Source organism: Vreelandella zhanjiangensis DSM 21076 (assembly GCF_000377665.1).
GTDB classification, from domain to species: Bacteria; Pseudomonadota; Gammaproteobacteria; order Pseudomonadales; family Halomonadaceae; genus Vreelandella; species Vreelandella zhanjiangensis.
On record NZ_KB898650.1, the window covers coordinates 285,148 to 297,685 of the forward strand.

Annotated in this window: 13 protein-coding genes; all 13 read right to left on the reverse strand. The window is 51.9% G+C overall.

All coding sequences use genetic code 11. The features are described 5' to 3' along the window. Nucleotides 1–94: 94 nt before the first annotated feature. A complete protein-coding gene (locus D467_RS0112120) occupies nt 95–961 on the reverse strand; it encodes a CheR family methyltransferase (protein WP_018917786.1) in 867 nt (288 codons plus the stop codon). Beyond that, nucleotides 958–3,126, reverse strand: a complete 2,169-nt coding sequence (locus D467_RS0112125) for a methyl-accepting chemotaxis protein (RefSeq protein WP_018917787.1) — start codon at nt 3,124–3,126, stop codon at nt 958–960. The genes D467_RS0112120 and D467_RS0112125 overlap by 4 nt, the downstream gene beginning before the upstream one ends. 56 nt (nt 3,127–3,182) lie before the next feature. Continuing rightward, nucleotides 3,183–4,454, reverse strand: a complete 1,272-nt coding sequence (locus D467_RS0112130) for a methyl-accepting chemotaxis protein (RefSeq protein WP_018917788.1) — start codon at nt 4,452–4,454, stop codon at nt 3,183–3,185. Nucleotides 4,455–4,603: 149 nt separating this feature from the next. Continuing rightward, nucleotides 4,604–5,101, reverse strand: a complete 498-nt coding sequence (cheW, locus tag D467_RS0112135; RefSeq protein WP_018917789.1) for a chemotaxis protein CheW — start codon at nt 5,099–5,101, stop codon at nt 4,604–4,606. Further along, nucleotides 5,098–7,164, reverse strand: coding sequence for a chemotaxis protein CheA (gene cheA, locus D467_RS0112140; RefSeq protein WP_018917790.1), 2,067 nt, complete (start codon nt 7,162–7,164; stop codon nt 5,098–5,100). The genes cheW and cheA overlap by 4 nt, the downstream gene beginning before the upstream one ends. 43 nt (nt 7,165–7,207) lie before the next feature. Next, nucleotides 7,208–8,131, reverse strand: coding sequence for a flagellar motor protein MotB (gene motB, locus D467_RS0112145; RefSeq protein ID WP_018917791.1), 924 nt, complete (start codon nt 8,129–8,131; stop codon nt 7,208–7,210). Beyond that, a complete protein-coding gene (gene motA / locus D467_RS0112150) occupies nt 8,128–8,997 on the reverse strand; it encodes a flagellar motor stator protein MotA (RefSeq protein WP_018917792.1) in 870 nt (289 codons plus the stop codon). Before motA ends, motB begins: the two co-directional genes overlap by 4 nt. 196 nt (nt 8,998–9,193) lie before the next feature. After that, nucleotides 9,194–9,751 (reverse strand): flagellar transcriptional regulator FlhC, encoded by a 558-nt coding sequence (flhC, locus tag D467_RS0112155; RefSeq protein WP_018917793.1) that lies wholly within the window; start codon nt 9,749–9,751, stop codon nt 9,194–9,196. Further along, nucleotides 9,748–10,080: a flagellar transcriptional regulator FlhD gene (gene flhD, locus D467_RS0112160; protein WP_018917794.1), complete on the reverse strand. Its 333-nt coding sequence runs from the start codon at nt 10,078–10,080 to the stop codon at nt 9,748–9,750. The genes flhC and flhD overlap by 4 nt, the downstream gene beginning before the upstream one ends. A 114-nt stretch (nt 10,081–10,194) precedes the next feature. Next, nucleotides 10,195–10,479: an EscU/YscU/HrcU family type III secretion system export apparatus switch protein gene (locus D467_RS0112165; protein ID WP_018917795.1), complete on the reverse strand. Its 285-nt coding sequence runs from the start codon at nt 10,477–10,479 to the stop codon at nt 10,195–10,197. Continuing rightward, entirely contained in the window at nt 10,463–11,677 is a 1,215-nt protein-coding gene (locus tag D467_RS0112170) for a hypothetical protein (RefSeq protein WP_018917796.1), read from the reverse strand. Before D467_RS0112170 ends, D467_RS0112165 begins: the two co-directional genes overlap by 17 nt. Then, nucleotides 11,674–12,075, reverse strand: a complete 402-nt coding sequence (fliT, locus tag D467_RS19195) for a flagellar protein FliT (RefSeq protein WP_018917797.1) — start codon at nt 12,073–12,075, stop codon at nt 11,674–11,676. Before fliT ends, D467_RS0112170 begins: the two co-directional genes overlap by 4 nt. Before the next feature lie 7 nt (nt 12,076–12,082). Continuing rightward, the gene (fliS, locus tag D467_RS0112180; protein WP_018917798.1) at nt 12,083–12,499 is read right to left on the reverse strand and encodes a flagellar export chaperone FliS; all 417 of its coding nucleotides are present in this window, start codon (nt 12,497–12,499) and stop codon (nt 12,083–12,085) included. Nucleotides 12,500–12,538 lie beyond the last annotated feature (39 nt).

The window sequence follows — 12,538 nt, forward strand, 5'->3', positions numbered from 1 at the left end:
GCACGCCTCCTCTTGCTAGTAAAGCCTGATATGAAGCTTCAGCGGCGCGGACTACCGCGTATTAAGGGGTATAAAAAGCACGTGAATAGCTGAGTTAGGCCAAGTTATATACGGTCTGCCCACGCAGCTTGAAAGCGTCGCTAATATACGAAAAGTTTTCGGAATGCCCCGCAAATAGCAAACCATCCGGTTTCATCAATGGCGCAAAACGTTTGAGAATTTTAGCCTGCGTCTCTTTATCGAAATAAATCATGATATTGCGACAAAAAATCGCATCAAACGGGCCTTTGACAGGCCACTGAGGCGCCAGCAGATTAAGCGGTAAAAACTCAACCAGCTCAGAAACTTCAGGGCGCACACGGGCAAGCCCTTGGTGCTGCCCGGTGCCTTTCTGAAAAAAACGTTTTACGCGCGCTTCATCTAATTTGCGCACCTGCTCTTGCGGATAAATACCAGCCCGCGCGCGGCTAAGTGCGTCTGTATCAATATCGGTGGCAATCACTTTCGCTTGAGCAGCCTTCGGCCCTAATGTTTCTAGCAGCGTCATGGCAAGTGAGTAAGGCTCCTCGCCCGTTGAGGCGGCCGAGCACCAGATCGTCACGGGCCCTTGCTTCTGGCGAAGGTGCTCCGCCAGCAGCGGGAAATGATGAGCCTCTCGGAAAAACGCGGTCAGGTTCGTGGTGAGCGCATTGGTAAATGCCTCCCACTCTTTGGCATCCGGCTGACGCTCCAAACGCAGCAGGTAATCCGTAAAGCGCGTCATGCCGTGATGCCTTAGCCGCTTAGCCAGCCGGCTATAAACCATTTCTCGCTTATGCTCAGCCAGCACAATGCCAGCACGCTGATAAATGAGCTCTCGAATGCGTGAAAAATCAGCATCAGTGAGTACTAGATCGCGCTCGATCTGATTGCTGGACGCCCATTGGCTGGCATCGACACCGCGTTCACGTGGCTCGGTCAAAATTCTTCCCATTCCTCTACAGGTGTCGCTTGCCGTTTTACAGGAGGCGCGGGCGTTGAGGTGCGCTCTACAGGTTTAGCAAGCATTGGTGCTTGTTTAGCTGATGGCTCATTCGCCAAGGTCAGGGTTCGCCCAGGGCCTTGTTGATTAAGCCGGAATGCTTCAACCGATAGCGCGAGCAGGCTGGCTTGCTGCTCTAACGCAACGGCGGCGCGTGCGGTTTCCTGAACACGTACGGCATTTTGTTGCGTTGCCTGATCCATTTCAGCCACCGCCTGATTCACCTCGGCAATACCACTGCTTTGTTCTTCAGAGGCTGCCGAAATTTCATACATAATATGCGTCACGCTGCGTGCCGCTTCGGCAACGTCACTGATCGCAGCTTCCGCTTTTTCAACCAACCCGGCACCGATACTTACCTGTTGATTCGAGCCATCGATCAACCCGCGGATTTCTTGAGCGGCGCCAGCGCTACGCCCGGCTAGTTTGCGAACTTCTTCAGCCACCACGGCAAAACCTCGGCCGTGCTCGCCGGCCCGTGCGGCTTCTACCGAGGCATTAAGCGCCAGGATATTGGTTTGAAAGGCAATGGAGTCGATAACGTTGATGATGTCGGTCATCTTTTGCGAGCTTTGCGTAATGCGCTGCATGTTATCTACCAGTTGCGTCATCAGCTCGCCCGTTTGTGAAACCCGCGTAGCATTATTATCGGCCAGGCGGCGTGCTTCTTGAGCGTTCTCACTATTTTGTCTTACTGTCGCGGTCATCTCTTCCATGCTGGACGCCGTTTGCTGTAGTGAGGCTGCCTGCTGTTCGGTGCGAGAAGAGAGCGCCTCATTACCAGTGGCAATATCCTGAGCAGCCGGCGTCACGATCGTAATACCGCCTTTTACGTCGCCAATAATGCTACTCAGGCTTTTGCGCATCGCATTGAGTGAGTCTATTAACTGGCCCACTTCATCGCGCCGCTGCTTGGGTGCGACTGCCGCCAAGTTGCCTCCGGCAATTTGCAGCGTAAAGCTCGAGGCACTTTTGAGAGGTCGCACAATCGCGCGCAAGGTTAAAAAACCGATCAAGACCAGCAGCACCAGTCCAATACTCAGCACCACTGCCTGAGCAATAATAATACTGTTTTGGGCCTCTCCCGCTTCGGCCGCCATTACTTCGGCCGCTTGCTGCTTCTGAGCAATCAACTGGTTCACGCTTTCCGATAGCGCCTGCCCTTCTTCGGACATAACTTGGATAACAGCGTCCAACCCGGTAAAGGCTTGGTAGGTCTCTTCAGCTTGCAAAACGCTGGCAGCCTGCCCCATCCCCTCATCGAGGAAGGTTTGTAGCTGCTCGTTAAATTCGCGGGCCAGCGGTGTGTTATTGACGGTGCGTGAGTAATACGCCTGCCATACCGTTGCCACGTCTTCCACACGCTGCTCTATCGTTTCACCTATTTCAAAGCGCTCATTGATCAACTGCATACGCTCAGGCTCAATCATCTCCTGGCGCGTATTGGCGATAGTTTGATCAATCTGCTGCAACCTGATGACATCGCGTAAGCCATCGTTGTTGAGCTGGTCTAAACGCTCGCTGGAGGCATTTAGCCCGTAAAGGCCCAGACCACCACTTACTAACAGTAAAGCAACCGCGACAAGGATCATGCCCACCAGCTTGGCGCGCACGGTATTGAATTGAATTCTTTTCAGGCGCTGCCCCAGACCTCGCTGCCGAATGCGTCCCTTATCTAAATAAAGACGCTTATTGCGCCCTTCACGTATTTCAGCGTAAACCTGCTCGGCCTGTTTAATGGCCTCGCGCGACGCTTGAACGCGCACCGAGGCATAGCCGATAACCTGCTCGTTCTCAACAATGGGAGTAACGCTGGCATCGACCCAATAGTGATCACCGTTTTTACAGCGGTTTTTAACCAGACCACGCCAGGTGTCACCAGCCTGCACGGTTTTCCATAAATTCTCGAAGGCGGCGGATGGCATATCTGGGTGGCGGATTATGTTATGTGGTGCGCCAATCAATTCGTCATGCGTGAAGCCACTCATCTCAATAAAGGCAGGATTCGTGTAGGTAATACGCCCTTTTAAATCGGTGCGAGAGACTAGGAAATCGTTTTCCTTCAACTCAACTTCGCGTTGAGAAATGGGCTGATTATTGCGCATTGATTTGCCTTATTGTTCAGTTCGTAAGCAGTATGTCGCTCAACAGACATACGCCATTAAAATGCTTCCCAGGCTTGTGACTCTGCTGTTTTCGCGGAGGTAATGGCGGGAGGCCGGGAGGCTAAAGGGGAGATTAAACTCACGCTGGACGCGATCGAAGGAGCTGCGCTATACGCCACCTGAAAACGCTCGACGGCATTTCTTAACCGGGCGGCTTCGCTCTCAAGTTCATTAGCGCTATGCGCGGCGTGTTGGACAAGCTGAGCATTTTGTTGAATCACCTGATCCATCTGTGCAATAGCTTGATTGACCTGACCGATACCGTTGCTCTGCTCTTCCGACGCTGCAGCAATTTCATCCATGATATCGCTTACCCGCTGCACGGCATCGACTAGCGCCTGCATGGTTTTACCGGCCTGATTGACGCGCTGCGTACCGGCATCTACCGTGCCCAATGACCGATCAATCAGCGTGCGGATCTCTTTTGCAGCGTTGGCGCTCCGGCTTGCCAGACTGCGCACCTCTTGTGCCACCACGGCAAACCCCTTGCCATGCTCACCGGCACGGGCGGCTTCTACCGAGGCGTTCAGCGCCAGGATATTGGTTTGAAACGCTATATTGTCGATCACCGTAATGATATCCGCCACCTGATGGGAGCTGGCGTTGATATCCTGCATCGTGTCTACGATTCCCCCCACCTCTTCACCACTACGCCGGGCGGTTAGGGTAGCGTTTTGCGCCAGTTGGCTGGCTTGTCGAGCATTATCGGCATTATGTTCAACCGTCGAGGCGAGCTGCTCCATGCTTGATGCGGTTTCTTCAAGCGAAGAGGCCTGCTGCTCTGTACGCGAGGAGAGGTCATTATTACCATTGGCAATCTGCTGGGAACGTTCATGAATGGACGCACCGCTGCTGCGTACTACGCCGACCGTTTCCGATAAGGATGACTGCATATGAGCCATCGCCGCGTATAGGCGTCCAATTTCATTATTGCCTGGCGCAGTAATTTGTTGGCTTAAATCACCCTGAGCCATTTTTTCAAAGTAACCCACCAAGCGATCCAAAGGGCGCAGAACATTGACGGTCACGCCCCAAATGACCACTACTGCCACGGTTACCGTGATTAGCACAATAGCGATTAAAAACCACTGAACACGTGCGGCAAAGTCCGTAAACACAGCCTGCTGCGCCAAACCATCGTTGGTGACCTGCATAAGCACCGAACCATGATGAAGGGCGTAAAAACCGATGCCACATGCCGCAATAACCAGCAATGAGAAGCAGGCAAGCACCAACCCCCAACTAAGACGCACGGTCATATTGCCCATCATCTGCCGCATTAGCTGTGTCACTATGGTTTCTCCCAACACAACATCACTCGAAGGCGTTTTCCTAACGCACGGCTAGTGTTTTCGTACAGGCAGACACGCTCCATGTGCCTTGTAGTCATCAAACATAATCCAGCAGTTGCAAAACATTAGCGGGTGCTGGTGCTATCCACTAATGCCATCTCTTCACTGGTCAAGAGCTTATCGATATCGACGAGCACCAGCATGCGATCGTCCAAGCTGCCGAGCCCGCTTAGAAAATCTGAAGACAGCGTGACGCCAAATTCAGGGGCAGGCTTAATTTGCTCGGGCGTGAGCGTCATAACATCAGAAACGCCATCGACCACGATACCTACCACGCGATCAGCAACATTGACCACGATGACAACGGTCTGGCCACCGTATTCGACGCTTTCCAGGTGAAACTTAATACGCAGGTCAACAATCGGCACAATCACGCCACGTAGATTGGTAACTCCTTTAATAAAGTCAGGCGCGTTGGCGATACGCGTCACATTTTCGTACCCGCGGATCTCCTGAACCTTCAAAATATCAATGGCGTACTCTTCTTCGCCCAATGAAAACACCAGAAATTCACGGCTTTCGGCTTCGGCGGCCATTACCGCCCCATTAGTTACCTGACTCATGACGGCTCAGCCTCCTTGTAAAAAGAGATAGGTTGATTGTTAACTACTTTGCCCGCTTCTTTCTTGACCCTGCTCAAGCGATGCAGCCCTGTAATATCTAAAATTAACGCCACGCTGCCATCCCCAAGGATGGTTGCCGCCGATATGCCCGGCACTTTGCGATAATTATCTTCAAGATTTTTAACGACCACTTGCTGTTGACCAATCAGCTCATCGACCAGCATGGCGTAACGCCGCCCTTCTCCCTGCACGATGACTGCAATGCTTTGGGTAGGATCGGTAATCGCATTTTCCACATCCAGGACTTCATGGATGGCAATAACGGGGAGGTATTCGTCGCGAACCTTCAAGACAACATCATCCCCGGCCATGGCGTACATATCGTTTTTGGTCGGTTGCAGCGATTCAAGCACGGTAGAGAGCGGAAGGATAAAGGTCTCGCCGCCAACCTTGATCGACATGCCGTCGAGTATCGCAAGCGTCAGCGGAAGCACGATTCGCGTATTGGTGCCTTCGCCTTTTTTGGATTGGATCTCAACACGCCCGCCCATCCCCTGAATATTACGCTTGACTACATCCATGCCCACGCCTCGCCCGGAGACATCGGTCACGGCCTCGGCAGTCGAAAAGCCTGGCGCAAAAATCAGCTGATAGACTTCTTCATCGGTCATGGCGTCAGAGACGTTAAGACCATTTTCCCGAGCTTTGGCTAACAGGCGCTCGCGATCCATACCTGCGCCGTCATCGCGCACTTCGATCAAGATATTGCCGCCCTGGTGCCGCGCGGACAGGATGAGCTTGCCGGTTCGCGGCTTGCCTAATGCCTCACGCTTGTCCGGCATTTCTATACCGTGATCAAGGCTATTACGTACCAGATGGGTTAACGGATCGGTGATGCGCTCAACCAGGCTTTTATCCAGCTCGGTGGACTTGCCTTCGGTCACCAGCTCAATCTCTTTACCCAGTTTGCCTGCGGTATCTCGCACAACACGCGGGAACCGGCTAAACACAAATTCCATGGGGATCATGCGGATAGACATGACCGCTTCTTGCAGATCACGAGCATTTCTCTGTAACAGGCTCATGCCGTTTTGCAGCGAGCTGTTACTCACTGACTGATCGTCCAAGTCGCTGACGGTCTGATCCAGCATTGACTGGGTAATAATTAACTCACCCACCAGATTGATGATCTGGTCGACCTTATCAACCGACACACGGATGGATGAGGATTCAGCTGCTGCCTTTTTGGGCTTGGCACTGCTGGCAGCCGCCTGTTTAGCGTCCACAGGCGGATTTTTCACCGGCTCAGGCGCTGAAGGGGTGGGTACAGGAGCATTTTTAGCGCTGTTTTGCTCAACATCACTGGCAGCGGCCGAATGCCCATCACCCGCAGAGGTAATCTCAATTTGCTCGGGTTCGATGATAAAGCACATGACGGCTTCAATATCATCGGCACTGACGTCACCGTTGAGTATTACTTCATAACGCTTTTCGTCACCGGATTGCGCTTGAACGTCGCCTAGCTGCTCAAGTTCTTCAACCAGCAACACGCGATCTTTTTCACTGACGTTAAGTAATGCAACGATCAGTTGGCTATGATCAGCCTCATTGCTGGGTAGTTCTTCAGGCTTGGCAACCGGCTCAGGCGCAGCGACAGGCGCTTCGAGTGTCTGGCCAATCTCGTCCAGGGCTATCTGCTGTAAGGTGTGGCAGATTCTTTCGTACGCCTCCTGGTCGGGCGCTTCCTCGTTACGGTAGGCATCGAGTTGCTCATGCATGATGTCTTTCGCCTCTAAAAAGGTATCAACGAGGTCGGCACGCAACACAAGCTCGCCTTTACGTGCGTGATCTAGCAGATTTTCGAGGATATGCGTGGTCTTTTGCAGCACGCTAAAACCGAAGGTACCTGCCCCTCCTTTGATTGAGTGTGCCGCGCGGAAAATAGCGTTTAGCTGCTCGCCGTCTGGATTATCAACATCAAGCTCCAGCAGGTGCTGCTCCATATCCGCAAGCAGCTCTTCCGCCTCTTCAAAAAAGGTGTCAAAAAAATCCGCTATATCCATGCACCACTCCACTCTAACGTCATATTTTTGTCACAAGCCTTGCTCATTCTGACGCATCGTCCTGTGATATATCTTGCGGTAAGTCTTCTAACAGTTCGTTAGCAGAGGTAGGCGTTGTGATATCAGTTCCCATAATTACCGGGTTACGAATCGCCTCTGCGATTTCGGGTAACAAAACGACAAGCTCAATGCGGCGGTTAACCGGATCCGTCGGACCGGTATTAGGCAGCAATACGCGATCAGCAAAGCCCGAAACACGCAATAGCTGATCCGGATCAAGCCCACCAGCAACCAGCTCCCGCCGTGATGCATTGGCTCGATCATTCGAAAGTTCCCAGTTGCTATACCCACGATAACCACCGGCGTAAGGCACGCTGTCGGTATGGCCGCTAATACTCAGATCATTGGGCAATTCATTGAGTAAGGGGGCAATCGTGCGTAGCAAATTGCGCATATAAGGCGCCACTTGATCACGGCCTAGCGCAAACATTGGCCGCTGTTCGGTATCGAGCAGCTGAATGCGCAGCCCTTCACGGGTTAGATCAAAACGCATCTGATTGCGCAGCTGGCGAAGCTCAGGGTCCTGCTCAATGGCCCGCTCAATACGCTGTTGAAGATCCGTAAAAAAGCGTCGCTCCTGCATACTTGGCCGAGTACGCTGCAGGGTATCAATACGTGCTCGTTCGCCATCACTGTGAGTGGGGTCTGGACCACCGCCGGGGATAACGCGGGTGCTACCCGACTGATCGCCTCCGGTAATCGCCGTCACCAGTGGCGTGCTAAAGTATTCGGCCACGCTGCGACGGGTTTCCTCACTGGAAACACTAAGAATCCACATCACCAGGAAAAGCGCCATTAAGGCGGTCATGAAATCTGCCAGGGCAATTTTCCAGGCTCCGCCATGGTGCGCATGCACCACTTTTTTACGCCGGATAATGATTGGGCGCTTATCGCTTCCCTTACTCATGCACTACCGGCCTTTTTGGCATCTTTTACATAATCTTCAAGTTCGATAAAGCTTGGACGCTCAGCGGTATATAGCGCTTTACGACCAAACTCAACGGCCAGCTGTGGTGCATAGCCGTGCAGACTCGCTAATAATGTTATGCGGATGCATTGCATCATTTTTTCTGCTTCCTGGGCTTGCCGACCAGCAAAGCTGGCAATGGGGCTAATAAAGCCGTAGCCCAACAAAATACCCAGGAAGGTTCCAACCAGTGCATGAGCAATCATTTCACCCATTTGTTGCGCACTGGCATCCGCATAGGTCAGCGCCTTAATGACCCCCATGACAGCCGCCACAATGCCAAAGGCGGGCATGGCGTCGCCTACTTTTGCAATCGCATCGATAGGAATATGTGCTTCTTGCTCGAACACTTCGATTTCATGCAGCATCAGCTCATCAATTTCCATAGGCTCCATGCCGCCACTCACCATCAAGCGCAGATAGTCCGTCAAGAACGTCATGACATGGGGATCAGCTAATACAGTAGGATGCTCTTGAAACAGAGGGCTTTCTTGAGGATTATCAATATCTCGTTCTATACCCAGCATTCCTTCACGGCGGATTTTTGACAATAGCTTGTATTGCATTGCCATCACTTCCATGTAGAACGCTTTGTTATATTTTTTTGCTCCCTTGAGCCTGGGCAACAGTTTGAATGTCGCTTTAATGGCCTTGATGTTGTTAGCCGCAATAAATGCACCAACCCCTGCCCCGCCAATAATGACTAGTTCAAGTGGTTGATATAAAGGGCCAAGGCTGCCACCTGCCAGCACATAGCCACCAAATACGCATAACAAAACGACTACATAGCCTAGAAGTATAAGCACAAGCAGGGTCCTTGCGGTGTGTCAGTATTAAGTAAGGGAACTAAAATTCATCCACCTGTTCCGATGGTTAGGTATTGTTCCAGCTCAAGCGCAAAATTGGTCTCATCATACTAGGGCTAACGTGCAGTTTAATTAAAAAGTACCGCCGCATTTCACCGCTATCTATGCATTAAGGGTCTGCTCGACAAACGCTCTATCAGACATTTGTAGGATTATTCTTTTCCCTCTGAGCAAGCTGCGATTTACGCGTTTTCCCCGCCCTGGAAGGCGGCTGACAAATACCACAGATATAGTCATGTGCTGGGCTATGAGCATGCGCAACGAAACGACCGCTACACCGCGTACACGTATTTAGCTGCAGCAAATCACTTTCAAAAAAGCGCACTAACGTCCAGGCACGCGTCAGCCCCAACACAGGCTCGGCCCCTTCCAATATCATTTGTTCATCATAAAGTCGGTAGGCTTTTACAAATGCGTCGATCCTTTCGCAACTGGTATCCCTAAGCAGGCTTGCGTAGATATTATAAAAAAGCGAAGAATGGACGTTGGGTAACCATGTAATAAACCAGTCTGTCGAAAAAGGCAGCATGCCCTTGGGTGGCGACATCCCGCATACTTCTTTATAAAGTTTAATCAAGCGTGTACGGCTTAATTCAGTTTCCGTTTCCAGCACCTGCAGACGTGCACCCAGTTCAATCAGCTCTATTGCCAGCTGCACTTGGTGCATTTCATCGACCAAGCTCTTCTGACTCACTCCTCATCTCCTGCTGGCAATGATTCAAACGTATCGCAGGCCAATAGCAGTGACGCATGTAAGCCTGCGAGCCCTTGATCACGCGGATTCTCTGTAACTTGCCGCAGCCGCTTTGCACTCGTCTGGCTAAACCGACACACCAACTGATTGGTGCGTGCCAATTTTGTTAGTTGGCGCGCGCTTAGTGAAGACAGCAGGTCAGCAACATCACTATCTATCTTCAAACGAAACAGTGCAGCCTCACGATCTTCACTGATCAAACGCTGCGCGAGAAGCAAATAGGCTAAGTTTATTTCTTGAATTTCGTCGAGAAAATTAGTGTGGCTCATAGTGTTCCATCGAACGGCGCAGGCGCTATCTTGTAACCATTATACGGGCGCCTTGATGACTTTTTCCTTACTCAACATCATGGTTGCACACTCTATCTGGATTGGCTACTTGGCTTAATCGCGGCGTTTTAAGCTCTCTTCGGATAACTCAAATACCCATACCAGTAGCTCTGCTACCACCTGGTAAAGCCGAGGTGGTATTTCAGTGTCTAAATCTAGCTGCATCAACAGCGCAACGATTTCAGGCGCATCATGCACGTAAATCCCCTGACGTTGAGCTTCGGCCATAATACGCTCAGCAAGCTCACCATAGCCTTTTGCCACCACCCGCGGCGCACGCTCATTTTCCTGATAGGCAAGTGCCACGGCTTGACGCCGACGCTCATCCGGCACGGTCATGGCTGCTCTCCAGCGGCATGTACCGCGCACGCACTTGAACCTTTTCCAAATCCAAAGCGCCCAAACGCCGCTCTAAAGCGGGTATATCTTTTTCAAGATGATGGTGGGTGGCTTTATCGGCCGTTGTTAAGTCAATGCTTAGCACCGCCCGATAAAACCACAAAGAGACACTAAATGCTCCCACATTAGGCACTTCTAACTGCATTTCGGAACGCCAACCCTCATCAGGATCGCTATTTTCCTGTTGATCTTCCTGCGTTTTATCGTGGGTTGGCAGATGAATGACCAATGCCATAAAAATACCGGCCCACACGTCACCCTCCCAACGCACCGCAGGCATTACCAACATATCTAACTGCTGGCGCACCAGGCTTTGTAAACTCTCATGAACAATATCGCGATGCCCGCGATTTTTTATATGTTCTACTTCACGCTCATAAGCGATTATTTCACGAGCCGGACTGTCACTGGTGCCTGTTGCAGGTAGTAAGCTACTGGGTGTAGCTGTTGCGTTGGGCAACGCCGCACGCTCAACCACAACTTTATCGTTGGGTGCATACACCAAAACACTACCCGGCGTTATCAGCGCATTGGCACGTGACGCAGAGGATTCAGCGTTGGTCAAAAACGGCACACCAGATAGTAACGATTGAGTGGCCAGCGGCACCATCAAAGGACGTGGTCCGGGCTGCATCTGCGGCTCACGCATCAACTGCTGTCGGGACATCTCCCCCTGAAACCAGCGTTTTAAATGGGATTCATAAAACAGTCCACTATCGCGTACGCTGGCTTCCAGACGGCCTGCCACTACGTCGGCTACCGGCGGGTCTTGTCGTGTTAACAAAGGTACTGGCGGCCGTATAACGGCAGGGGGTGCCGGAAAACGCAACAACACATCCGCAATGCTTCGGGCGGCCGGACTGAAGTGAGTTTGCGTTGACCCAGGCGCCGTTCCCTGCGGCTCACCCGAGGTAAATCGATGCTCCCCACCCAAGGAGGCGGGCATTCGTCTTAAATCATTTAACGCCCCCGGTGCAGCACGACCATCCAGACTCGCATCCCGCTGTATAGGGCGCGGCCCCTCGCCGTGCGAAACAGGTTTCACCTGCTCGCTCAGCGCACGCTGCAGCGACACTTCACCTTGGCGCCCCAAGACCTGATGCATCAGGGTATCGATCAGCGGCGTAATACCACTCACGTGGCTTCCTCTTGATCATCAGAGTGATGTGCTTCAGCAACACCCTGTTGAGGAGCATAGGCACGATGCAAATCACGCTGACGCTGGGATACGCCAATGAGTTTGCCTAGCTCATCGCGCCTTGCCACTAGCCTGCGCCGAATTTCCACATCAAATCCCAAAATACGCTCAAGCAGCTCCGCCTTACGTAGCTTAGCGGGCCCATCTAATATCACTGTGCTGTCGAGCTCACGCAACGTTTCTACTCGCTTGACGTAATATGTGCGCTGCTCAATCAGCTCTACCCACTGTTCAGCGCTAGCTAGTTCGTGCATTTGAGTAACATGAACTAGTAACCCTTCATACGCCTCTATCAATGTCTGAGGCGTGCTGTTGTGGGTATTTATGGAAGCTGCCATAGAGGCCTCATGCGCTTTGCTGTTGACCAATGTCCCGCCATGCGGAGGCGATGTTTTCAAGCAACTGCTCGGCTTGATTTAAGCTCTCTTCATCGTTGCGTAGATTAGCGGCAAGCAACAAACGTGCAATGTAGTCGTAAAGAGAGGCCAGCCGCTCAGCGATCTCGCCGCCTTTATCTTGATCAAGCGCAGCAGCAAGCCCGTTATTAATAATATCTAGCGCTTTGGATATAGATTTACCTTTCTCGCCAATGTTGCCGCTTTGCATATGAATACGCGCAGCACGAATAGCCGTCTGCGCCCCTTCAAAAAGCAGTACGATAAGCCTATGTGGATCCGCTGACATTACGCCGCTTTCAACTCCTACACGTGCGTAAGCCTTGGCCCCTCTTCCGTAGGCAGCGCTGCCGCGAGAGTATGTCATTAGCTGGAACTCCTTATGGGTGGCAGTCAATTGATATAA